This is a genomic window from Phycisphaerales bacterium AB-hyl4 (genome assembly GCA_041821185.1).
GTDB classification, from domain to species: domain Bacteria; phylum Planctomycetota; class Phycisphaerae; order Phycisphaerales; family Phycisphaeraceae; genus Natronomicrosphaera; species Natronomicrosphaera hydrolytica.
In genome coordinates this window covers 1-23,290 of the sequence record JBGUBD010000017.1, presented here as the reverse complement: position 1 = coordinate 23,290, position 23,290 = coordinate 1, and the positions used below count along the sequence as shown (strand labels likewise).

Annotated in this window: 18 protein-coding genes; 6 read left to right on the top strand and 12 right to left on the bottom strand. The window is 62.9% G+C overall.

The window, feature by feature from the left end:
• Nucleotides 1–96 precede the first annotated feature (96 nt).
• Nucleotides 97–930 carry an MlaE family ABC transporter permease gene (locus ACERK3_18200; protein ID MFA9480209.1) on the bottom strand — a complete coding sequence of 278 codons (834 nt, stop codon included), beginning with the start codon at nucleotides 928–930 and terminating at the stop codon, nucleotides 97–99.
• Nucleotides 931–1,143: 213 nt separating this feature from the next.
• Between ACERK3_18200 and ACERK3_18195 the strand changes: the two genes are divergently transcribed.
• Nucleotides 1,144–2,652, top strand: coding sequence for an oxaloacetate decarboxylase subunit alpha (locus ACERK3_18195; GenBank protein ID MFA9480208.1), 1,509 nt, complete (start codon nucleotides 1,144–1,146; stop codon nucleotides 2,650–2,652).
• 92 nt (nucleotides 2,653–2,744) lie between these two features.
• Here the strand turns inward: ACERK3_18195 and ACERK3_18190 are convergent, their stop codons facing one another.
• Nucleotides 2,745–4,232 carry a UbiA family prenyltransferase gene (locus tag ACERK3_18190; GenBank protein ID MFA9480207.1) on the bottom strand — a complete coding sequence of 496 codons (1,488 nt, stop codon included), beginning with the start codon at nucleotides 4,230–4,232 and terminating at the stop codon, nucleotides 2,745–2,747.
• Between the two features lie 414 nt (nucleotides 4,233–4,646).
• Entirely contained in the window at nucleotides 4,647–6,170 is a 1,524-nt protein-coding gene (locus ACERK3_18185; GenBank protein MFA9480206.1) for a catalase, read from the bottom strand.
• Between the two features lie 138 nt (nucleotides 6,171–6,308).
• Between ACERK3_18185 and ACERK3_18180 the strand changes: the two genes are divergently transcribed.
• From ACERK3_18180 to ACERK3_18165, 4 genes are all read left to right on the top strand, one after another.
• The gene (locus ACERK3_18180) at nucleotides 6,309–7,232 is read left to right on the top strand and encodes a LysR family transcriptional regulator (GenBank protein MFA9480205.1); all 924 of its coding nucleotides are present in this window, start codon (nucleotides 6,309–6,311) and stop codon (nucleotides 7,230–7,232) included.
• Nucleotides 7,233–7,377: 145 nt separating this feature from the next.
• Nucleotides 7,378–8,700, top strand: coding sequence for a neutral/alkaline non-lysosomal ceramidase N-terminal domain-containing protein (locus ACERK3_18175; GenBank protein ID MFA9480204.1), 1,323 nt, complete (start codon nucleotides 7,378–7,380; stop codon nucleotides 8,698–8,700).
• A 40-nt stretch (nucleotides 8,701–8,740) separates the two neighbouring features.
• Nucleotides 8,741–9,424, top strand: coding sequence for a DUF6655 family protein (locus ACERK3_18170; GenBank protein MFA9480203.1), 684 nt, complete (start codon nucleotides 8,741–8,743; stop codon nucleotides 9,422–9,424).
• Nucleotides 9,425–9,700: 276 nt separating this feature from the next.
• Nucleotides 9,701–13,750 (top strand): autotransporter domain-containing protein, encoded by a 4,050-nt coding sequence (locus ACERK3_18165; GenBank protein ID MFA9480202.1) that lies wholly within the window; start codon nucleotides 9,701–9,703, stop codon nucleotides 13,748–13,750.
• A gap of 93 nt (nucleotides 13,751–13,843) precedes the next feature.
• Here ACERK3_18165 and ACERK3_18160 read toward each other — a convergent pair whose 3' ends face one another.
• The 9 genes from ACERK3_18160 to ACERK3_18120 form a co-directional block, all read right to left on the bottom strand.
• Entirely contained in the window at nucleotides 13,844–15,064 is a 1,221-nt protein-coding gene (locus ACERK3_18160; protein MFA9480201.1) for a tetratricopeptide repeat protein, read from the bottom strand.
• A gap of 113 nt (nucleotides 15,065–15,177) precedes the next feature.
• Nucleotides 15,178–17,346 carry a secretin N-terminal domain-containing protein gene (locus ACERK3_18155; protein MFA9480200.1) on the bottom strand — a complete coding sequence of 723 codons (2,169 nt, stop codon included), beginning with the start codon at nucleotides 17,344–17,346 and terminating at the stop codon, nucleotides 15,178–15,180.
• Nucleotides 17,347–17,453: 107 nt separating this feature from the next.
• The gene (locus ACERK3_18150) at nucleotides 17,454–18,005 is read right to left on the bottom strand and encodes a hypothetical protein (GenBank protein ID MFA9480199.1); all 552 of its coding nucleotides are present in this window, start codon (nucleotides 18,003–18,005) and stop codon (nucleotides 17,454–17,456) included.
• A 29-nt stretch (nucleotides 18,006–18,034) separates the two neighbouring features.
• Nucleotides 18,035–18,565, bottom strand: a complete 531-nt coding sequence (pilO, locus tag ACERK3_18145; protein ID MFA9480198.1) for a type 4a pilus biogenesis protein PilO — start codon at nucleotides 18,563–18,565, stop codon at nucleotides 18,035–18,037.
• A complete protein-coding gene (locus ACERK3_18140) occupies nucleotides 18,552–19,235 on the bottom strand; it encodes a PilN domain-containing protein (protein ID MFA9480197.1) in 684 nt (227 codons plus the stop codon). Before ACERK3_18140 ends, pilO begins: the two co-directional genes overlap by 14 nt.
• Nucleotides 19,236–20,366, bottom strand: coding sequence for a pilus assembly protein PilM (gene pilM, locus ACERK3_18135; GenBank protein MFA9480196.1), 1,131 nt, complete (start codon nucleotides 20,364–20,366; stop codon nucleotides 19,236–19,238).
• 311 nt (nucleotides 20,367–20,677) lie between these two features.
• Nucleotides 20,678–21,172 (bottom strand): Tfp pilus assembly protein FimT/FimU, encoded by a 495-nt coding sequence (locus tag ACERK3_18130; protein ID MFA9480195.1) that lies wholly within the window; start codon nucleotides 21,170–21,172, stop codon nucleotides 20,678–20,680.
• Between the two features lie 69 nt (nucleotides 21,173–21,241).
• On the bottom strand, nucleotides 21,242–21,535 hold the full coding sequence (locus ACERK3_18125; GenBank protein ID MFA9480194.1) for a hypothetical protein: 294 nt from the start codon (nucleotides 21,533–21,535) through the stop codon (nucleotides 21,242–21,244).
• A 100-nt stretch (nucleotides 21,536–21,635) separates the two neighbouring features.
• Nucleotides 21,636–22,130, bottom strand: a complete 495-nt coding sequence (locus ACERK3_18120; GenBank protein MFA9480193.1) for a type II secretion system protein — start codon at nucleotides 22,128–22,130, stop codon at nucleotides 21,636–21,638.
• Nucleotides 22,131–22,732: 602 nt separating this feature from the next.
• Here ACERK3_18120 and ACERK3_18115 point away from each other — a divergent pair.
• Entirely contained in the window at nucleotides 22,733–23,146 is a 414-nt protein-coding gene (locus tag ACERK3_18115) for an NADH-quinone oxidoreductase subunit A (protein MFA9480192.1), read from the top strand.
• The last annotated feature ends 144 nt before the right edge of the window (nucleotides 23,147–23,290 follow it).

Below are 23,290 nucleotides of genomic sequence, written 5' to 3'. Positions count from 1 at the left end.
TGTCCAGTGACGACAAACCAACAAATAAAGCCCACAGATAAAGCCCACGGATCGCATCCGTGGGAGTTCTGTCACGATCACCCTAGATCATTCACCTCATTCAGCGAGCGTCGCGCCCGCCGACTGGCCGTAGATGATGGCGTACACATCGTTGAGCAGGTAGGCGAGGAAGAAGTTGGCGACGATGATCGCGATGAAGCTGACGACAAACGCGTCGGTGGCCGCTCGGCCGACGCCCGCGGCCCCGGAGGAGCAGTTGAAGCCCTTGTAGCAACTGATCAGCCCGATCGCCAGGCCGAACACGATGCTCTTGAACAGCCCGGTGAACACATCCCAGAAGCTGACGAAGTCGCCTGAAAATCGCCAGTAGGCCCCGGCGTCTACACCGAAGCCCTGCACCGTCACCAGGTAGCCGCCGAAGATGCCCAGCAGGTCGGAGAACACCGTGAGGATCGGCAGCATGATCACACACGCGATCACGCGCGGCACGACGAGGTAGCTGACCGGGTCTGCCCCCATGACGCGCAGCGCGTCGAGCTGCTCGGTGACGCGCATCGTGCCCAGCTCTGCCGCCACCGCCCCGCCGACTCGGCCGGCAATCATCACCGCCGCCAGCACCGGGCCGATCTGCTTGACCACGGCGATGTTGATCACCCCGCCGAGGCGCTCTTCCTGCCCGAACGCCTGGAACTGGGCAAACGACTCGACCGCCATCACCGCGCCGACGAATCCGCCGACGAGCATCACCACCGGCAGGCTGCGCGTGCCGATCGCGTAAAGCTGCGGCAGAAGCAATTGCAACCGCCCCAGCGACCCCGCACCACGCAACGTCCAGCCGGCGGTGGCCAGCGCGAAGTTGGAAAATCGGCCGAAGCTGGCAAGCTGCAGCTCGATCTGTTGGCCCAGGCTGACGAAGCGGTCGGCGAACATGGCAACAATCCGCAGGAGAGCAGGAGGTAAGGCAGGAAAACCGGCGAAAAACATACGCCGAGCGGCAATCGTACTCACCGCCCCCCGCCGGAACAAGCCGACCACGCCGACGCCACGGATAATTGCCGTGGCACATCCCGCCGGGGCAGAGCGAAGCCGACTTTTGTGCTAACCTTCCAATAGTCAGCAAGGGCTAATCGAGAGGACCCTGCCGTGAGTAAATCCATCAACTTCATCGATTGTTCCCTCCGCGACGGACACCAGTCCCTGCTCGCCACACGCATGAGCACCGAGCAGTGCATGCGCGTCCTGCCCCTGCTCAAAGACACCGGCTACAACATCCTCGAACTCTGGGGCGGAGCGACCCTCGACGCCTGCCTCCGATTCACCAACGACGACCCATGGGAACGACTCGATCGCTTCCGCCAGACGCTCGGGCCTGACATCCAGATCCGCTCGCTTTGCCGTGGGCAGAACCTCTTCGGCTACACGCCCTACGCCGACAACGTCGTCTTCGAGTTCATCAAGGAAGCCGTCAAGTCCGGCAACGATCGCATCCGCATCTTCGACGCACTCAACGATGCGCGGAATCTCCAGACCGCGATCATGGCCACCAAGACCTTCAACGGCCACGCGGAAGCGGCGATGAGCTACACCACGTCGCCCGTCCACGACCTTGACCACTTCCTCCGCTTCGCACAGACCGTGCTCGACAACGGCGCGGACTCGCTTGCCATCAAAGACATGGCCGGCCTGCTCCACCCCGCCGACTGCATCGAACTCGTGCAGGCGTTACGCGAACGCTTCGGCGACGTGACCATCACCCTGCACTCACACTGCACGAACGGCCTGGCGACGACCGCCTACATCGCCGGCATGCTCGCGGGCGTCGATCATCTGGACACCTGCCACGGCCCCATGGCGGGCGGCACGTCGCAGCCGTCTGTCGAACTGCTCAACGAAGCCGCGAAAATCGCAGGCTACGAAACCAATGTCGACCTCCGCCTGGCGGACAAGATCGACGCCGAGCTGCGCAAGATCCGCAAGGAGCTGCACGACGCGGACCGCGATCCGGAACACTTCGGCAACCCCTGGCCCGCCACGATAGCCGACGACGTCAAGCACAAGCTCGCCACCGTCGTCGAACTTGTGCAAAGCCGTGACCGCGACAAGATCGAACAGGCGATCGCCATCGTCGAAGATGAAATTCTCGTGCCCCAGGGCTTCGCTCCCGTCGACCGCAACCAGCTCGACGCGCAAGTGCCCGGCGGCATGATCTCCAACCTCCACAAACAACTCAAAGACCAGGACAAGCTCGACCAGTTGCCGCAGATCCTCGCCGAGATCCCCAAGGTTCGTGCCGAGGCCGGCTACGTGCCACTGGTCACGCCCACCAGCCAGATCGTCGGCACGCAGGCCGCGATGAACATCATCACCGGCAACCGCTACGGCATGGCGACCAACGAATTCCGCAGCATGGTGCTCGGGAAGTATGGCAGGCTGCCCGGCAAGGCCTCGCCCGAAGTGATCCGAAAGTGCTCGCCCGACGGCAAGACCTTCAGCGAACGACCGGCCAACTACGCTCCTAAAGTCGACCTCGCCAAGACAATCGAAGAAGTCGGCCCGCTGCTCAAATCGCACCGCGATCTGCTGCTCTACCTGCTGTTCCCCGCACCATCGAAAGCGTTCTTCGGACAGCGCAAAGCCGAAACCGTCGTGTGACGATCAGGCTCCAACAACACCGACGCCCACGGCGTCACGCCGTGGGCGTCTACCCAACTCTAAACTCGAAACCAGAAACTCGAAACCCAATCTCACCCCGGCCACGCCGCGACCACCGCGACGATTACGACCAGCAGGCCCACGCCATACGTCGCCGGGTCGGTCAAGGTGAACATCAGCGGGTCGTCGCGCATTTCCTGCCGATGCGCCTTCAGCCATAGCCGTGTAAACCAGTACACCAACAGCGGGCAGATCAGCCACAGCGCCACCGGCTGCGTATAAAGCTCCGTGACAACATCGCTGTTGATGTAGAGCGCGAAGACCAGCACCGCCATGTAGCCCGCCACCAGGCCAGCCGTGCCGATCAGTGACATGTCGGAGACCTGGTAGTCGCGTCCCGCCGCGGCCGTGCCCTGCTCACGTGCGATTCGCCCCAACTCGGCGTAACGCTTGGCAAAGGCCAGCGACAGGAAGCAGAACATCGACAGCCCCAGCAACCACGCCGACGGCAACACCGCCACCGCCACGCCGCCGGCGATCAGCCGCAGCGTATAAAGCCCAGCCAGCCAGATCACATCGAGGATCGCCTTGCCCTTCACCGCCCACGAATACATCAGCGCCAGCGCGACATACCCCGCCACCAGCCCCACGAACGCCGCAGGCAGCACCGCCGCCGCCAGCCCCAACGCCATCACCAGCAACACCGGCACCGCCGCCAGCGCCCACGGAATCGGCAGCACCCCCGCCGCCAACGGCCGATGCCGCTTGCTCGGATGCAGCCGGTCCGCCTTCAAGTCGAACAGATCATTAATCAGGTACACCACCGACGCCGCCAGGCTGAAACACGCAATGGCAACCAGCAGCAACCACCATCGCACGGGGTCGAACAACTGCTGGCCGAGCAACATCGGCGCCGCCAGCAGCAGGTTCTTCACCCATTGCTGCGGCCGCATGCTCACCAGCAACGCCATCAGCCGATTGCCTCCGCCCGGATCGCGGAACACTTGCTCGAGTCGGCCGCCCGCGTGCACCCGCCGATGCACGCTCGACGTCGGGTTCACCATGTACGCCCGATCCGCCGACTGCCACACCGCCACGTCTGCCCGCGAGTCGCCGATGTAGTCAAACGCCACGCCGTCGCCCAGCGTGCTGGCGATGGCCTGGCATTTACCCGAGCCCGTGCAGTTGCGCCCCGTTCGCGTGCCCACCACCTCATCAAACAGGCCCACATGCGCCGCCACGTCGCGAGCGAACCGCTCGTCCGCCCCCGTCGCGAGGATCAACCGTCGGCCGTCGCTTTTTTGCTGTTTGAGAAATTCCACCACTGCCGACCGGTAAGGCAGCGTCGCCACATCCACCACCACCTCATCCGCCAGCCACGCCTTGAGGTTGGGCAACCCCTGCGCCGCCAGCACCGGCAGCCGCCACACCACCCACGGCCGATACCGCAGCAGGTGCAATATCGCCTCCCACACCGTGTCCGTGGCCACCAGCGTGCCGTCAAGGTCGACGCACAGCGGCCGCGCCGCGCCGGGCTTCGACACGCCCTCAGCCGACCGGGATGTCTGCGTCTGTGTCACAACCGTTCTAATGTATCGGCCAAACCGCCGCCATGCACCAGTTTCGCCCGACTCGATCGCGCAATCAGACTGATTTACGCCAAGACGCCAAGGACAAGGCAGGGGGGAGGGATTTGAAACCGCGGATGAACGCCGATGAACGCGGAGGGAAGAAATTCCAACTCTTATCCGCGTTTATCGGCGTTCATCTGCGGTTTCTATTGTTCTGCCTTCTGTCTTTTTCTTCTTGGCGTCTTGGCGTAAATCAACGACCCGGTGTAAATCCACAACCTGGCGTTCGCCCCCGCTGAATCAAATAAAAACCGGCCCCGTCGCAGCGTCCGCGTCGAGCAGGCGCGGGGGCAAGCGCCTGGCATCGCCGAAAACATGGACACGCAACGGGGCCGGAAAACAAGGGGGCTCGGTCATGTCGAATCAGTTCGTCGCGCCGGTCTGCGACTCCGGCATCATCTCACTCACATCAATGCCCAGCGCGTCCGCCACACGCTTGCCGTAATCCGGGTCGGCCCGGAAGAAGTGGCAAAGCTGACGCTCTTGAATCTCACGTCGGGCCTGTCCCAGCGCGCCGGCGATCGCGCTGGCCAACCGCTGCTTCTGCCCTTCGTCGAACAGGCGGTAGAGGTTGCCAGGCTGGGTGTAATCGTCGTTGCCTTCGCGGTGATTGAAACGGTCGGCCGTCACATCACCCAACGGCAAGCCCGGCTCCGCGTACTCCGGCGCTTCCTTCGGCGCATCGTCGTAACTGTTCGGCTCGTAGTTCGGCGAAGCCCCGCCCTGGCCGACGCTCATGAAACCGTCACGCTGATAATGCATCACCGGGCAGCGCGGCTTGTTCACCGGCAGCTGCTGAAAATTCGTGCCCACCCGATACCGATGCGCGTCGGCGTAACTCATCAGCCTCGCCTGCAACATCTTGTCCGGGCTCGCCGCAATGCCCGGCACGAGCGACGACGGACTGAACGACGACTGCTCCACCTCCGCGAAGTAATTCTCCGGGTTGCGGTTCAACTCCAGCTCACCCACTTCAATCAGCGGGAACTCCGCATGTGGCCAGACCTTGGTCAGATCAAACGGGTTGAACTGAAACTGCTTCGCCTGCGCTTCGGTCATCACCTGAATGCAGAACCGCCATTTGGGGTAGTCGCCCTTCTCGATCGACTCGAACAGGTCGCGTTGATGCGACTCGCGGTCGGCGGCGATGGTGGCGGCCGACTCTTCGTCGGTGATCGTCTTGATGCCCTGCTTGCTCTTGAAGTGGAACTTGCACCAGACGCGCTCGCCGTTGGCGTTGATCAGCGAATAGGTGTGGCTGCCGAAGCCGTGCATGTGGCGGTAGCTCGCGGGCAGGCCGCGATCGCTGAACAGAATCGTCACCTGATGTAACGACTCCGGGCTCAGCGACCAGAAGTCCCACTGCATGTTCATGTCGCGGACGTTGGTCTTCGGGTCGCGCTTCTGCGTGTGAATAAAGTGAGCGAACTTGTACGGATCGCGAACAAAGAACACGGGCGTGTTGTTGCCCACCATGTCCCAGTTGCCTTCCTCCGTATAGAACTTGATCGCGAAACCGCGCACGTCACGTTCCGCGTCGGCGGCGCCTCGCTCGCCCGCGACAGTAGAAAAGCGCAGGAAGCACTCGGTTTCCTTGCCGACCTTCTCAAAGATTTTCGCCCGGCTGTACTTCGTGATGTCGTTGGTAATGGTCAGCTTGCCATACGCCCCCGACCCCTTGGCATGCACGACGCGTTCGGGGATGCGCTCGCGGTTGAACGCCTGCATCTGTTCGAGCAGTTGGACATCCTGCATCAGCAACGGACCGCGGGGCCCGGCGGTGAGCGAGTTCTGGTTGTCCGCGATCGGACACCCCTCGGCACTGGTGAGCGTTACCTTGCGTTCGTGACCGTTGCCTTGCCCGTTGCCCTGCTTCGCGTTGCTCATCGTGGCGTTCCCTTCGTGCGAATCATCCCTGGTTCCCAGCGGCCGACCTCCAATCGTCGGCCGCATTGTGCAGCAGCGTAGCTGCCGCGAGTCGATTCGTGAAATATATTGTTTGAATAGCTATCATAGTTTTTTCCTATGGAACTTCACCAGCTACGCTACTTCGTCGCCGTCGCCGAGCTTGAGCACTTCACGCGCGCCGCTGCGCGTTGCCGGGTGTCGCAGCCGTCGTTGAGTCAGCAGATCATGAAGCTTGAGCGCGATCTGGGCCAACCGTTGCTCGAACGGCTTGGCCGATCTGTCCGCCTGACCGACGCCGGCCGATCGCTTTACGGCCGCGCCACCGCCATCCTCCGCCTGGTCGACGAAGCCCAGGCCCATGCCAAAGCGGAGGGCGACTGGCAGGCCGACCGCGTGTCCGTCGCGGCGATTCTGACGGTGGCACCCTATCTTTTGCCGCCGCTGATCAATGCGTTTCAGCGGTCGTACCCGCGTGGTCGGCTGACGGTGCGGGAGGATTTCACCGCCAAGGTGGTTGCCGCCGTGGCCAGCGGCGATGTAGACCTTGCCTTCGTCGCGCTGCCGGTGGACGACGATCGGCTGACCGTCGAACCGCTGTTCGACGAGCCGCTGCTGCTGGCGATGCCGGCGGGCCATCGACTGGAAAGCCGTAAGCGCGTCGACATCCGCGACCTCGACGACGAGCCGTTCGTGCTCATCGACGAAACGCACTGCCTCGGCGAGCAGATCGTCGGCTTCTGCCGCCAGCACACCTGCGCACCCATGATCGCGTGCACCTCGGCCCAGATGCTCACCGTGCAGGAAATGGTTGGCCTGGGGCAAGGCGTCTCCCTTGTCCCTGAAATGGCTGCCCGCGCCGACCGCAGCCGCAAGCGCACCTACCGCCAGCTCGACGGCAACGCCCCCCGCCGTACGCTCGCGATGATCCGCCGACGCGACCGTCAGCCCAACCGTCTACTCGAAGCATTCTGGCAACTGGCGGACAAGTCGCTTCGCCCCGCCACAAGCGCCTCCACTGTCAAACACAAAGCGCGCACATGATCCGGCCGTGCTCAGCGATTTAACGTTTGCGCTACGCCCGCCGCCGTCGCCCCGCGCAGGCGTACGCCCGTACATTGCCGCCCGCTGTTCAGCTGCGTTATCCTGTGTTCACGTAAACGATACAGTCCCTCACCCCCCACCACTTATGAATACATCCACAGCATGGCGTGTCGGCGCTGCCGAGCTCGACATTACCCCGAAAAAGTCGGCCTTCCTCTTCGGCTACCCGCACGTCGAACGCTACAGCACGGGCGTGCACGATCCGCTGCTGGCCTCGGCGGTGTACGTCAGCGATGAGCAGTCGGCGGCGATCTTCGTCGGCTGCGATGTGATCTTCGTCTCGCGGGCCATGACCCACCGCGCCCGTCAGCGCATCGCCGACGCAGTCGGTCTGCCCGCTGAGCACATCATGATCACCGCCAGCCACACGCACTCGGGCCCGATCACGATGAGCATGCTCAGCAACGAAGGCGACGCCACCGTGCCCGCGCCCGACGCCGACTATCTGCAACAACTTGAAGACGGCATTGTCCGCGCCGCCGTCCACGCTCATGCGACCGCCGCTCCCGCCACGCTCGACCACGCCGTCGCGGACGGCCGAGGGTTGGGCACGAATCGCCGAGCCCCCGACGGCCCGACCATTCCCGCGGTGCCCGTGCTGCTGGCCCGACGCTCGGTCGATCGTGAGCCGATCGCGGTGATGGCGGTGGTGAGCATGCACCCCACCGTGCTGCACGAAGACTGGACGCTCGTCTCAGGCGACTTCCCCGGCCTCGCCCGCGTGCACCTGCAAAAGCAGTTCGCCAACTGCCCGTTCATCTACCACATGGGGGCCAGCGGCAATCAGAGCCCCCGCCATGTCACCAAGGCGAACACGATCGAAGAAGCCAACCGCCTCGGCCGCATGCTCAGCGATGCGATTCAATATGCGCTTCAAAACGCCACGCCCCTGACGCCGACGCGCATCGACTGCACGCAAAACACCGTCGAGTTGCCATTGCGATCATTTCCGACGGTCGACGAGGCGCAGGCCCGCCTGAAAGCATCGGTCGACCGCCTCGCCGAATTGCGTGACGCCAATGCGCCGCGGACGCAGGTTCGAACTGCCGAGTGCGATTGGTTCGGCGCGGAGGAGACGCTCGCGCTGGCCCAAGCGAACGTCGAGCAGCGCCTCGCCGCCGCGGCGCGTCAGTGCATGCCCGCCGAGGTGCAGGTGATCCGCATCGGAAGCGTCACGTTCGTCGGTTGGCCGGGCGAGGTGTTCGTCGAGTTCGCCATGCAGGTGACTGCCGAGCACCCCGACGCCCACATCATCACGCTCGCCAACGGCGACCTGCAAGGCTACCTCGTCACCCAGCAGGCCATCGACGAAAACGCTTATGAAGCGGGCAACGCGATTTTCGCCAGCCCCGACAGCGGCGACCGCCTCGTGGCCGCGACCCGCGAGTTGCTCGACCGCCTGGCGTGAGCCGTCGCTCGGCCGGGCGTCGTGGTATCGTAATGCCCCGATGGAAAGGTTCCGCAATATCGTCACGACCCGCGTCGCCTCAACGCTGATCCTTGCCCTGCTCGCCGGGCTCACCGGCTGCAGGACGACGGTCGAGTCAATGCCCCCACGTACCGCACTGGAGCAGCTGATGCTCAGCTACGCCATCCGCGACAGCGTCGCCGAGTGGGAGCTTTCGACGTTGGCGGATCGGCGGGTCTACCTCGACACGCGTTACGTCGACTCGATCGACGACAAGTTCGTCGTCGGCGAAGTGCGCGACTGGGTCGGCCGACACGACGCCATTCTCGTCAACGACGAAGCCGACGCCGAAGTCCGCCTCGAACTGCGCACCGCCGCGGTGGGCATGGCCTCGCGCGACGCGCTGGTGGGCATCCCCAGTTTCGCCCTCCCCGTGCCCGGCGCAACGCCCATCGAAACACCCGAACTGGCCATCTTCAAAGAGAGTCGGCGAAAAGGTCTCGCCGCCCTCGCCATCACCGCCTTCGACACGCAGACCCACCGCCGACTGTTCGGCCACGGCCCGGAGATCGGCCAGACCTACCACATGAACGCCGTGCTCATGTTCGTCCCCGTCGTCCGCACGCGATACAACATTCCCGCCGAGGTCGAGCTCCGCCACCCCGAACCACCTCCGCCACAAGATAGGCCGGAGCGCCGCCGAGCACGCCCCTCGCGACGCTGATCGGTCTCGCCATGCCAGCCGCGCCATCACCAGCGGCCCGATCGCGATGAACAGCGTTTTCATTCGCTGATTCTCATGGTGATCGCACGACGAAAGTACCCCAAGCGACACAAACAACTTGCGTTTTTCGGCGATGCATGTCATTTTACTGGCATCATCGGCGTAACAGGCGCAATCCGCGCAAGGGGCGCAACCGCATCTGGCTCGCCATCTTTATTATGCATGTCGCGTGCCGTCGTTCTTTTGGTGCGTGAGACATTATTGGGGATTCCCGGCATGCCTACGCTCGTCCGACGCTGGCTCGCAGTCGTTCCTGCCCTCGTTCTCATCACCCTGCTCGGCCAGACGCGTGCCCACGCAGACCTCGTCCCCTACCTCGATATTATCGGGTGGACCGATATCGAAAGCGACGGGCGGTTCGGCGCGATGACCCGCTCCGGCGGCGCGATGCAGGGGCTCGCTGTCTTCGACACGGGCATCGACCCGCTGCATAGCATCTTCGCCAACGGCAGCGGCGGCACTCGGGTCATCGGCGGTTACAACTCCGCCCCCGGCGGCCTCGCGCCCATCGCCACCCCAGATACCCACTGGGCCGACGGACATATGCACGGCACGTTCGTCGCCGCGCTCGCCGCAGGTAACCCGTTCACCACCGGCATCCTCACCCAATCCCTCACGCTCGACGGCCAGACATTCGCCGCCGGCACTGAAGTCGAGTTCGGCGGTGTGGCACGCGGCGCGAATATCCTCTCCCTCCGCGTCCTCGGCAACGCAGGCTTCGGCTACGACCACAACATTCTCCAAGGCCTTGAATGGGTCATCGAAAACCACGAAGAATTTGACATCCGCGTCCTGAACCTTTCACTCGGCGGTGGTGGTCCCTACGACGACGAAAACGAAGTGCCCGGCTTTCTCGTCCCAGACATCATCGACGCCATCGCAACGCTCCGCGCCCTCGACATCCCCGTCGTCATCGCCGCAGGCAACGAGGCCTTCGACGACGGACTCTCCTTCCCTGCCATTATCGAAAACGCCATCAGCGTCGGCGCCTCCGTCCGCAACACCACTGATCTCTCGGAAGAGCTCATCGCAGATTTCTCAAACTACAGCGACGCACTCGACCTGTTCGCACCAGGTGTCGACAACGTCGGAGCCATGCCACGCCGTTTCGTCGGCGACGCCGCCGACCAATGGGACGTCGGTGACGGCACCAGTTATGCCGCTCCGCTCGTCGCTGGCGCTGTCCTTCTAATCAACGAGGTCTACCAAGACTACTGGGGCAGGCGACCCACCTTCGATGAAATTTACGATGCCCTCATCGAAACCAATGTCTTCATTGAAGACGACGGCCAAACCATCTCCGTCCCACGCCTGAACCTCGCGATGGCCCTCGAACACGCCGTCACCCAGGGCGGCACGCAGAACATCGACGACATCGCCGTCTGGACCGGCGAAGGCGACGGCACGTGGAGCGACCCCAACAACTGGTACGACGGCGCGCCCTCCGCCGGCGACCAGCTCATGTTCACCGGCATCGACACCGACACCGCCGAGAACAACATCGCTGGCCTCAATATCGCCGGCATCATCTTCGCCACCAGCGCCGAAGCCTTCACCCTCTTCGGCAACACCGTCACCATCAACAACGATGGCGAAATCCGAAACCAGTCACCACTCGTCCAGACGATCGAACTGAGCATCAACGCCGCAGGCGACCTCACCCTGCGCGCCAACGCCGGCACCCTCCAGATCGACGGCGACATTGACCTCGTCGGCAACGGCACACTCACCTTCACCGGACGACACCTCGCCAACATTGATGGTGCAATCAGCGGCGGCGGTAACCTGCTCGTCGACGGCGAAGGCATGCTCACCCTCGCCGGCAACAACACCTACACCGGCGGCACACAGATCCAGCAGGGCATCCTCTACTCAATCAACAACGCACTGCCCGGCTCCGGCGCCGTCAATATCACCGGCAGCGATGACACCGGCCTCGCCATCGGCGACGACGAAACCATCGGCTCGCTCGCCGGCGTCGCCGGCTCGACCGTCGCCATCTACAACAACACCCTCACCATCGGCGGCAGCGCAAGCACCACCTTCGCCGGCAGCATCGTCGGCAACGCCGGCTCGCTCATCCTCGATGGCAGCACTCAACTCCAATTCACCGGCCAAAGCAACTACACCGGCGATACCGAGCTGCGCAACAACACCACACTCGTCCTCTCCGGCCACGACAACAACCTCTCCAACCACACCCGCCTCGTCATCCACGAAAACGCCACGCTCCAGCTCAACGACAACGACGAAACCATCGCCGCCCTTCGCGATGGCACCGGCGGACCGGGCGGCACGGTCCAACTCAACGACAACCGACTCGCACTCAGTGGCAGCGCCAACTCCCTGTTCACCGGCCAGATCAATGGCACCGGCGGCCTCGACTTCATGGGCACCAGCGGCACAACCCACAACCTCGCCAACGCCACCGCCAACTACACCGGCACCACCCGCATCTTCGGCGGGAACGTCCACATGCCCGACGACTCCGTCCCGGGTGACCTGGAAAACTACGCCACCTTCTACATGGACGGCACCGTCGCCGGCGACGTGCTCAACGCCGGACGCTACGGCGGCAACGCCACCATCAACGGTAACCTCACCAACCACAGCGGCGGCATCGTCGCTCCCGGCCAGTCCATCGGCACGATCACCATCAACGGCAACTACGAAGGCCTCGCCAACAGCACCCTCGAAATCGAACTCGAGGGCGCAGGCTTTGAAGGCGGCACACTCGCCGACACCGACGCCGACCGCCTCGTCCTCAACGCCGCCGGCGGCGAGCCCGGCGAAGCAACCTTCCACAACAACAGCATTATCTACTTCCGCGAAGCCGACGGCGGCGACTCGGTCGAACAGGACAACATCTTCCTCATCGTCGAAGCCGAGGGCGGTATTACACTCGACGACAACGTCTGGTTTCGCTCCTGGTCGCGATTCGTCCGGTTGAACCCCTACGAATTCAACAACGGCGACAACATGCTCATCGTCTCCGCCGCGACCCGCGACTTCTTCGCCGACCTCGCCTCTGATGCGGACCACAACACCCGCCAAATCGCCCGCGCCCTCGATTCGCTTGTCGAATTCGACCGGGACGACCCGCTGCTCAATGCGTTGGTCGACCTGTTCGACAGCGTCGGCTTCGCCTTGGAACAAGACGCCTTCCTGAGCGCCGCGCCCTCCATCGGCCCCCAGGCGTACGAGGCCGGTGCACCCGTCGTCTTCGACAACACCTCCATGAACCACAGCGCCCTCGGCCGACACCATTCCGCCCGACGCCTCGGCGTGCCCAATACGGCGAACATGGCCCGAAACAACGACGCCCCCTTCGAGTCCGCCCTCGCCAGCGCCGCAGACAGCCCCTGGCTGTTCCGCGAAACACTCGACCGCCGCGACGAACGCGTCGCACCACGACGCGACTGGCGCCGCTTTGACGAAGAACCGGACGAAGACTGGAGCGTCTTCGCCTACGCCATGCGCGGCCAACAGGATCAGGACACCACCAACAGCAGACTCGGCTACGACGCCACGTCCTACGGCTTCCTCACCGGCTTCGATTATCAACTGTTCAACAACTTCTACGCCGGGCTCGCCGTCGGCTACACCCGAACCGAAATCGACCTCGACGCCCGACGCGGCGAACAGGAAATCGGCTCGCTACGCGTCGGCCCCCAGATCAGCTACTCACCCATGCCCTGGTTCATCGACGCAGCCGCGACCTACGGCTACCACCGCTTCGAAACCGAACGCAACATGCCCGCACTCGGCCTCACCACCGAAAGCAAGCACAACGGCCACGACCTCTCCGCATTCGTCCGCGGCGGGTACCAGTTCAGCTTCAACCGCTTCCACCTTACCCCCACCGCCTCCGCCGAATATCTCTACCTCCGAGAAGACGGCTACACCGAGTCCGGCGTCGGCGCACTCGACGTCGATTCACGCAGTTCCGACTCGCTTCGAACACGTGTCGGACTCACACTTGACTACCGCTTCGACGTCAACAACGTCCAGTTCGTCCCCGAGCTCGCCGGCGGCTGGGAACGCGAACACCTCTCCACCAGCGGCACGATGCGAGCACGCTTCGTCTCCGGCGGCGATTCGTTCACCATCAACGTCGCCGAACGCGATGACGACGTCTTCTACTACAGTGCCGGCCTCGGCGTGCTGTTCGACCGACACCTCAGCGGCTACCTCCGCTACGACGGCCGACGATACTCCGACGGCGACGCCTACGGCCTGACCCTCGGCGCTTCCGTCCGCTTTTGATCCACAACACAACACAACACAACACCCAACAACAAAGAAGCCCACGCTCGTCAAAGCGTGGGCTTCTTTTATTTCCAATCAATCAACTCGTAATCATTGCGCGCCGGCCACCTGGCTCAGCAGCCGCTGTGCTCGATGGTCGTCCGGCTGCCGCTCGAGCGCTTTCTCATACGCCTCCGCCGCGGCCGCCCGTTGACCAGCACGCTGCAATGCAATGCCGCGCAATATCAACGGCGACGCCTCGCTCGGCGCCAGATCCGCAGCACGATCAAACATCTTCAGCGCATCGTCCAGCCGATCGCGCTGCTGCCACGCGAGCCCTGCAAACAGGTACCCTTCATGTCGGCCGGGCGAAAGCTCAATTGCCCGGTTCGCCGCGTACAGCGTCCCGTTCGTGTCGCCTTCGCCCCATGAAATCTCGGCCAGGCGGATCCAGTCCCGCCCCTCGGCCCGCTCACCGCGCGCCAAACGCAGGTACTGCTCGCGGGCCTGCGCGTCTTGTCCAATCTCTTCATACGCACGCGCCAGCGCCAGCCGAAGCCCTCGACGTCCTGAGAACTCTTCCTTCTTCAGCAAACTCTCGAGTGTACGAATCGCGTCTTCCATCTGCCCCGACGCGATCTGCGTCAGTGCAAGGTCTTCGCGCAGCTTGTCGTTATCCGGGTCGAGCAGTGACGCTCGTCGAAAGTACGTTACCGCAAGGTCCGGCCGACCGTTCATCGCATGCAGGTGCGCCAGCGCCGCGCGGATCGCCGCGTTCTGGTCGAAGTAGTTCAACTGCCCTTCGAGCATCGCAATGCCTTCTTCAAGGCGGTCGATCTCAACAAGCATCTCCGCTGCGGCCATGAGGTAGCCCGCATCGTCAGGCGTGATCTCATACGCTCGCTTGTAGCTCTCGTGAGCGCGGTCGTGTCGTTGCCACCGCTGGAGCACAAGCCCCTTGTAATAGTGTGCCTCCGACGCAGTGTCGTCCAGTGCGATCGCCGCCTGGAACAGGTGATACGCGCGTTCGAGCTGGCCCCGCTCGAGCGAGATTCGGCCTGCGAGCACTTGCAACCGAGCGTTGCTCGGGTCCATCGCCATGGCATCGCGCACCGTTCGCGATGCGTTATCCAGATCGCCCGTATCGAACTGCTGCTGGGCCAGCTCCAGCATCATCGACGATCGCGTCTGCAGCCAACGATCGTTCGCTGCGTTGACGTTCTGTTCGTGGTTCGACTGCGACTGGCATCCGCCGGCCACCAGCACCGGCGTCACCACCACCACGGCAAGCATCAGTCGGGACCAGCCACGCTTGGTTCGGTTGCGATTCATATTCGTTGTCTCCTGTGCTTTCCCCTCGCGGCTCGAAAACAATGCAAGCACGCGTTGCACGAAACGAAGCCCGCGTCGTTAAACACGGGCTCCGTGGTTCATCGTCGGCCGACTCAGTCGACCGGTTCCATGCTGTCGTTGGTCGCGTCTTCTTCTTCGCGAATTTGTTCCATCATCTGCGCGATGCTTTCGTTCATCGCCTCATCCGCGGCGTCATCATCCGAGCCATAAGACATCGGCTCCTGATCCGCTTCCGCGTCGGCATCATCGCCGTAGCCGGCATCGCCGTTCATGTCGCCGTCGTTGTCGATGGCATTGGCATCATCCGTTTCGATGGCGTCATAGGTGCCGCCTTCGCCGTACGCGTCACCTTCATCGTACGTGTCGGCGTCGGCATCGGCATCGGCATCGAGACCCTCACCGGCTTCGGCGTCCGGCTCGGTCGCGGGCATCGAGCTGCGACCCGTGTCCGAATCTTCGTCGCCGATTTCGATCGGCTCCGTGCTGCCGACTTCCGGCTCAAGGTCGATCTGCGAGTCAATCATGTGGTCCACCGCATCACGCAGCACGCCACGGTCCGGCACGGCCACACGCTGGCCGGTAATCTCTTCTTTCAACTGCAACGCGTCGAACGAGGTCGGGTTCAAGTGCAACGCCACGTTCACGTTCCACAGCGCCTTCTCTTCGTCACCCTGACGCAAGTGCTCATGAGCCTGCGACAAGTGCGAGCTCGTCAGCTTCGTACGCGACCACGGAAGCAGGTTGCGGCGAACGCCCACGCGAGCCGTTTCAACCGTATCGCTCGCCCGCTCACCGGCGACATACAACGCCTCATCGCGAATCACCGTCGGCTTGATCAGGAAGATCACCTCGCTGCGGCGAACCGTGTCATCCTGCCCGCGGAACGCGCCGCCGATGATCGGAATGTCGCCCAGGCCCGGCACCTGACGACGATCTACCGTCGTGTCTTCCTTGAACAGACCACCGAGCACAACCGTCTGGCCCGACTGAATGATGACGTTCGTCGTCAGTTCCTGTCGCGTACGGGTGGGCACGATCGTGCCTGCTTCAACCTGCGTGAAACCGTCGCTGACCTGCGGGTTCAGTTCAAGACGAACATAGTTGTCTTCACTGATGAACGGCCGCACGTTCAACTGAGTACCAATATCCAGAAACTCAACGGTCTGCGTGGCCGCGGTTTCCGTCTGCGTCGTCGAGAGATAGCCAAGCTGTTCACCGACGTGCAGGCTCGCACCGTGACGGTTGAGCGCCAGAATCTTCGGCGTCGCGAGCACGGTCGTGTCTGTTACCGAGTCAAGAGCACGCACGAACACCGACGCATCGTTGCCGACATAGCCGAGCTTGATAGACGAGGCGCCACCTGCCGTGCCGCCGGCCGTTGACGACACCGCGCCGCCCGTGCCCGGCGAGCCGCCGGCGATCATCTCATTCACCGCGCCAAGCGGTGTGGAGAAGTCGAGCGAATCCAGCTCCGCGAACAGGGCGAAGTCCACGCCGAACGCGTTCGCTTCGCTGAGGGTCGCCTGAAGGATGGTGGCTTCGATGAGCACCTGCTTGGGTCGCACGTCCAGCTCTTCGATGACCTGGATGATCTCTTTGACGTTGTCGGGGTAGTCGTGAATGATGATGGTTTCGCTATGGGCATAGCGGTTCGCACCAGCATCGGACGAGGTCGGCTGCATGCTGCCGGACACTTCACCACTGACGGAGATTTCGCCACCGTCCCGGCTCAGCAGCGGCCGGACGAAGGCGGACACGTCGCCGGCGGTGATGTAGTTCAGGCGAACGATGCGCGAAACGCGTCGTCGCTCGGCATCTTCCATCTCACGGATCTGGTCGAGCGTGTAGACGGTGATGAAGTTGCCCTTCTCCACGTAGCCGTAGCCGTTGGGGTGGAGGATGGCGTCCAGCGCTTCGTAGAAGTCAACGTTATACAGGTCTGCGGAGATATTCCCCGAGACCTGCCGTGACGCGACGATGTTGCGCTGGCTCTGGATGCTCAGCAGCTGGAGCACCTGGGTGAGCGGCAGATCTTTGACGTGCAGATCGATCTGCCCGAACGACCCGACCTCGACAGTCTGCCCTTCAGGCAGGTCACGAGGATCACCGTGGGCGTCCACCACCTCACGATCGTTTGCAGTTTCCTCGACTGCCGGGCTTGCCGGCTCAACCTCGTCTGCCAGTGTCACCGGACCGGCATAACCGATACCGGTAAGGCAAAAAAAAAGGCCCGCCAGGCGCTTGTTGTATCGGATGACCATCACACTACTCCTTAGGGATGCTTCGTGCAGCCTTGTTTACGAGACGCCCACCTCTAAGTCCGCTATTGGAGGAGCGTGGGCTCGGGACAATATTGATCCACGGGGGTTTACAGTCTCAATCGGACGATCACGCCATGCTGTTCGAGCAGCACATGCCTCTTCGCAATTTCCAGCAGCGTGAAACCCTGAATCTGCTGCCCGGGCCGAAGCACCTGGCCGTTGATCACAGCCGAGGGGTTTTCGCCCATCATCACGCTCCGTAGCCGCAGGTTTTCTGCCGCTTTCCGCACAGTGGCGGACCGTAGCTGATCATCGGACCTTTCCGAGCCCGACTTTTCTTCCATCGTCGTTTGTTCTGCTTTTTTTGGCGCTGCCCAGGCGAACTCGTCCGAAGGGAAGTTGAACAGATCCCGCGCCAGGTAGTCCGGCAGCTCCACCTCCACCACCGGCCGATCCGGGCGGGAGGCCTTGACCACCGATCCGCTATCGGGAACGACCGCTGTCGCTCGGCTCGGCTCGGCCGTCGCGGTCCGCGGAACCGACGGCTGAAGCAGCAGGCGACCCCACAGCAACAAACCCACCATCAACAGCACAAGCATCAACGCCAACTTGCGGTCTTGCTTGACCCGATCGATAAAATTCTGCAAATGCTCGCCCATGACGGCGTGCCTCCTCTTTGGATTCGCGGTCAGTCAGTGAAAAACGAGCTCAGTTGCACCTGCACACGCAACGCCCCACCGATGTCGCTTGACGCCGGCTCGAAGCTCACGCGATCCAGGCGAACCAGCCGGGGCATCGACTCGATCTGCTGCAACACCCCGTAGGTCGCGGGGAAGCCGCCCTCAAATCGCATCGATACGGTGCTCACACCATGGTCGTCGTAGCGACGCGTACGCTCGGTGACGATTTCCTGCTGTTGCAGGTCGAACGCATCCAATGCCTCGGTCAACCGACGCAACAGGTGGTCCAGCTCGTCGTGCGCCGGAACGTGGTGCGGCGCCTCATCAATCGCGGCATGCAGTTGAACAACCTGCTCGCCCAGCGGGTGCAGCAACTGCACGTCCGCGAGTTCACCTGCCAGCCGCTGCTTCGCATCGTCGATCCGCTGGCTCAGCTCTCGCCGTTCCATCGCGCCGGGAAGCCAGAGCACCGCGACCAACAGCAACATCACACCAGCGCTCAACCCAAGCAATTTCAAGTCACGTTTATCGACGGGCATCGGCCACCCCCTCCTTCGCAGGCAACGCCTGGTAATCGCGGTCCAAGGGCACATTCATTTCAATGCGAAACTGCCTGCCAGTCGCACCGTGCACACGCACCGATCGACTGAAATGCAATTTCACATCCGAGAACAATGGGTGGTCCTTCAACTGATTCAGCAGGTTCGCGAGCGTCATGTCATCCGGTGCGATGCCTGCGAAGTCCAGCGCCAAACGGTCGGCAGCCGGGCCCGTCACGTTGCTCACCTGGCTGCTGCTGCGACGCGAACCGCTGCTCGGCGTCGCGGCTTGCACCGGACGATGCGCCTGCACGTCCAGTCGAGTGAGCACGACCGACGCGGGCAACTCGCCCGCGAGCGTCGCGAACACCTTCCCATGCGACACCGGCTGGCCAAGGCGATGCCACAACGCCAACCGTGTGCTCAACTCCGACTGCTCACGGCGAAGCTCTTGAACCTGCTTCATCTGCTGCTCGGCAGCCGCGACCTGCTGGTCGTACATCGCCGCCTGATCACGCAGTTGCGATGTCTGGCCTCGCTGCATCAGCGACCAGCCGGCGAGCCCGACGCACAACAGCCCGACCAGCGCGACCTGCCGCCAGCGTCGCTGCTGATCGGCACGACGCCGCTGGTAGCTCGGCGGCATAAAGTTGATCGAATCAATATCCATTTAGGCAGCCCTCCCCGCCGACATGCCGGCGCGTGGATGAAGTGCAAGGCCACACGCAGCGCACCACGCAGCAACACCGCCCGGCGTCGTGCGAGCCACCGCGTCGTCGGCAATCAGCTCGGCACAACGAACGTCCATCGACGTCTGTTCGCCAAGTCCCTTGGCCAACCAGGGCATCGCGCCCGCGCCGGCGAGCACCGCCTGCACCGGCCGATCGCCGCGGAAGGTCACGCTGTAATAACGAAGGCACAACACCAGTTCGCGAACCAGTTCCGACAGCACGCCCGACGCGGCGCGAACTGCCGCCTCGCCCGGCTGCGTCATATCGTCCACCGTGATGCCCGCCGCCGACCACGTCTCACGAAGACTCGTCAGGCCGAAGTCGATCAGCTTGAAGAAACTGATCTGTCGGCCGCGTGCAATCACCACCTGTGTTTCACGCTCGCCCACCTGCAGGATCAGCCGGGCATCCGACGCCACCGCCGACGCGCCGCTTGCCAACGCAGCCGCGGCATCGTCGTCCGCCTCGGTCCTCGGCAGCGCGGGGGCCTGCTCATGCACCGCCCGGGCCAAGGCCGCCATCGGCGCGTCGATCGCCACCACGTCCAGGCCCAGCTTCGCCATCGCCTCGACATGTGCTTCAATAAATGTTCGCGGCACCGCCAGCAGGATCACTTCCTGCCGTGTCTCCGTGCCCTGCCGAACTTCGCCGGCGTTGAAAAAGCGAATTTCGTTTGTGTTGCGATCAATCTTCAACCGATCGTTCGCTTCCCACATCACCGCTTCCGTCAGTTCGTGTGCGGGCATGATCGGCAGCCGAAGGTTCTTCACCTGTACCACCGACGTCGGCGGAGCACTGATCAGCTCCGTTCCAACGAAACGCCCTTCCGACACGATCGCCGCGACGGCCTCGGCGACGGCTTCGTGATACGTCGGCTCGTCCACTGCGGGCCCACCCGTCAGCGGCCGCTCCGCCAACGCATGCACCTGCCAGCCCGACCGCGATCCGCCAGCCTGTAACAACCGCACTTGGCGGTGTCCAAGCTCCAGCCCGATCGGCCACTGTGATCTTGTAAATAGTCTTGACAGCACATTCGCCTCCCTGTTGCAAAGCAACACGCGCCCCGCCATCTCGGGTCGCTTGCGATTGCTATCGGCTGGCCGCCGAACCGAATTAACTTCTCAAGGTGCGCTAACCCACAGAAAAGACATATTCGTCGATTGCGGAATCGACTCCGACGCACGGCAAACGCGGCACGCACGTTATGCGTGGAATCAGAGTCACCCTGTTTAGCCCCCGCGCCCACGCGGAGGCGCATCCGGATGCGCCCCGCCGTAGACGGCGGGGCTAAACGTGCCACTTGGGTTGCGTGGTACAGCACCAGCGCATGACAAACATACGTGCGCCGACGCACGTATCACGTCCTGATCAATCGCAAGGCTTACAACTTCGAAATGGTCACGCGCGCCGTGTACGGCGCGACTTCAATACGAAAGCGCTCTTCGTTGAACTCGATAATGATGTGCCCGCCGGAGGGGTTGTCCCCCGCCTCGCCGCCCATCTCATCGAACGCAAGGGTCGTTTCGTCCGCGAAGTCGACTTCCGTCAGTCGCACGCCGGCGAAACGCTTGTCGCGCGAAAAATCAACGACAAACCGATCCCCGCTGCCCCGCCAAGGCGTTGACAGCGTTTCGCCCGACGCGTCGGTGACCATGTACCGATTGCCCTCGACATCAAACACAACCCGACGCTCGGCCTGGTGAGCCACCGCATCGTTCTGCGCATAAAGAATGTCGGCAATGATCATCCGCGCCGCCGCCTGCACGCCCAGCGTGCCCGCCTGGAGCATCTGCGGCACGACAATGGCCGCGACGATGCCAAGCACCACCACCACCACGAGCACTTCGATCAACGTATAGCCGCGACGCATGGGCATAGCACTTCTCGCGGAAGCCCACGGTGTGACACCGTGCACTTCGGGGCACAACTTTTTACTCATTCCACATCACTCGCCAGCATCATCGCGTGCCGGCAGCTCGGCCCGGACGCGAACCTCGCCCGAGGTCAGCAGCGACTTCAGCTCGGCCAACTGCGTGTTGGTCTGCTTGATCGCATCAATCATTTCGCGACGCTGCTGCGCCGAGTTCGGCGGACCCGCTGCCTGAGCATGAGCCTGTTGCGTCATCGTCAACCGATCGCTCGCCGCGGTATCCGAATCAGTCAACGCGACCCAGAGGTTGAGCGTCAGCACCACTGCCAACACAGTCAACACGCCATTGAGGTACTTCATCGAATGCATGTTGGGAAAATCCTTGTGGAGGGTGAAGGTTGTCGGACGAAAGACAGCCCCGGCCGTCAGACCGGGACTGTCAGAATTCTCATGGCGATGCGACGATCGGTCAATCGCCCGCGACGATGAAGTCGCCGAACTCAACATCCTCGTCGGCGTCATCAAGCAGACCGGCCTGCTTCAGGGCGTCGGTCACGTTATTGCCACCTTTCACAATGGCCTTGACGCGGTTGGTGGTCGTGTCCCACAACCAGGCGCCGTCTTCACCGCTGGTGATGATCGCCGTCTTGTCATCCGAGGGGGCGAGCGGGTTACGAGGCGGGTTCTGGAAGTAAGGACCATAGCCGCTCGAGAGCGAGGTGCTGGTCATATCCGCCCACTCGTTGTCCGCAAAGTTCGGATACTCGTTGTGCTGGACCTGGTACAGCTCGACCTGGCTGCGGATGGTCTGGAGCTGGCTGGCCACGCTGGCCGCCTGCGCCGATTCGCTGGCCCGCGTGAATTGCGGGATCACGATCGCGGCCAGGATGCCGAGGATGACCACGACGATCAGAATTTCGACAAGTGTAAAACCCTTAGCTGCCATCTTGCGGTGTGCCGACATTTCAATACTCTCCTCTTCTTAGGTAGTTGGTCTACCCTGGTGATTTGTGCACGGCCTCACATGAGCCCGCTGCATGTCCCGCGACGCTGGCCGGGCTCGCCCGACCGTTTTGTTCTGTCTCGGCCCCCCTGTCCACGACGCTGCTCTGGGGCCGAACTGGAGCAACATCGCATACATATTCAGTCTCGATATCCATCGACCGGTTCCAAACTCGACTTAACTTCGCGAACCGGCCCAAGCCGCATCTGGCTCCCATTTTCATCCCCCGGCCGAGCCCCCCGGCCGAGCCAGCCTGACGACGCCAGTAAAGGGACGATTCAACCGCCCGCACGACAAGCCCGGTTCGCCAAATTTCCCACTCCCCCCCAAAACCGAAGCTTCGTCAGACCGCAGAACCGGCACACCTTCACAGTCGAGCCGCCTTAAGCGCGCACAATCGCCCCCGCCCGCGAGCAGCTCTGCCAGCAAATAAAGTCTGAACCGACATGAGTCCTCGATCGCCGAACTATAGATTGGCAATAACTCACAAGACGCTCTCCCGAAAAGCGCACGCCTGCCCCCGCATTTGCCCCCTTCCCGGACCGTGCTAAACTGTCGCGACTATGGATCTGCTTCCGACCACTCTTGCTGTCTACGACGTCAACCACTACGCCGCCTTGGGCGTGCTGGTGGCGATGGCCCTGTTTTTCGGGGCGTTCAACATCATCGCCACCACCGTGCTCGGCCCCGGCCGGGCCGGCGCAGTCAAGGGCATGGCTTACGAATCGGGCATGAACCCGATCGGCTCGGCCCGCCGACGCTTCAATGTCCGCTTTTTCATCGTGGCGATGACGTTCCTGCTGTTCGACGTGGAGATCGTGTTCCTCTACCCCTGGGCCGTGTCATTCGCGAGCCTCGGCGGCGAGTTGGGCGAACCGCTCTCCCCGTTGTTTCTGGCACGTATGTTGTTTTTCGTGCTGACCACGATTATCGCCTTCCTTTATGCCTGGCGAAAAGGCGTGTTCCGCTACGATTGATCCCGCCGGGAAGCCCGCCGCGGCTCATCGGCACCCCCGACTTGCCCGCCGCCGCTTAGTTTCTACAATGGTCGACCTTGCCGAACCTTTCGGGTGTTTCGGCAGACGTCCCCTTCGTCTAGCCTGGTCCAGGACGCCAGGTTT

Bases quoted from the DNA above. Each gene is read 5' to 3' on its own strand.
- ACERK3_18165 (MFA9480202.1), top strand. From the start codon at position 9,701: ATGCCTACGCTCGTCCGACGCTGGCTCGCAGTCGTTCCTGCCCTCGTT.
- ACERK3_18125 (MFA9480194.1), bottom strand. From the start codon at position 21,535: ATGCATTCGATGAAGTACCTCAATGGCGTGTTGACTGTGTTGGCAGTG.
- pilO (MFA9480198.1), bottom strand. From the start codon at position 18,565: ATGCCCGTCGATAAACGTGACTTGAAATTGCTTGGGTTGAGCGCTGGT.
- ACERK3_18150 (MFA9480199.1), bottom strand. From the start codon at position 18,005: ATGGGCGAGCATTTGCAGAATTTTATCGATCGGGTCAAGCAAGACCGC.
- ACERK3_18115 (MFA9480192.1), top strand. From the start codon at position 22,733: ATGGATCTGCTTCCGACCACTCTTGCTGTCTACGACGTCAACCACTAC.
- pilM (MFA9480196.1), bottom strand. From the start codon at position 20,366: ATGGCGGGGCGCGTGTTGCTTTGCAACAGGGAGGCGAATGTGCTGTCA.
- ACERK3_18200 (MFA9480209.1), bottom strand. From the start codon at position 930: ATGTTCGCCGACCGCTTCGTCAGCCTGGGCCAACAGATCGAGCTGCAG.
- ACERK3_18170 (MFA9480203.1), top strand. From the start codon at position 8,741: ATGGAAAGGTTCCGCAATATCGTCACGACCCGCGTCGCCTCAACGCTG.
- ACERK3_18140 (MFA9480197.1), bottom strand. From the start codon at position 19,235: ATGGATATTGATTCGATCAACTTTATGCCGCCGAGCTACCAGCGGCGT.
- ACERK3_18185 (MFA9480206.1), bottom strand. From the start codon at position 6,170: ATGAGCAACGCGAAGCAGGGCAACGGGCAAGGCAACGGTCACGAACGC.
- ACERK3_18160 (MFA9480201.1), bottom strand. From the start codon at position 15,064: ATGAATCGCAACCGAACCAAGCGTGGCTGGTCCCGACTGATGCTTGCC.
- ACERK3_18175 (MFA9480204.1), top strand. From the start codon at position 7,378: ATGAATACATCCACAGCATGGCGTGTCGGCGCTGCCGAGCTCGACATT.
- ACERK3_18155 (MFA9480200.1), bottom strand. From the start codon at position 17,346: ATGGTCATCCGATACAACAAGCGCCTGGCGGGCCTTTTTTTTTGCCTT.
- ACERK3_18180 (MFA9480205.1), top strand. From the start codon at position 6,309: ATGGAACTTCACCAGCTACGCTACTTCGTCGCCGTCGCCGAGCTTGAG.
- ACERK3_18130 (MFA9480195.1), bottom strand. From the start codon at position 21,172: ATGCCCATGCGTCGCGGCTATACGTTGATCGAAGTGCTCGTGGTGGTG.
- ACERK3_18120 (MFA9480193.1), bottom strand. From the start codon at position 22,130: ATGTCGGCACACCGCAAGATGGCAGCTAAGGGTTTTACACTTGTCGAA.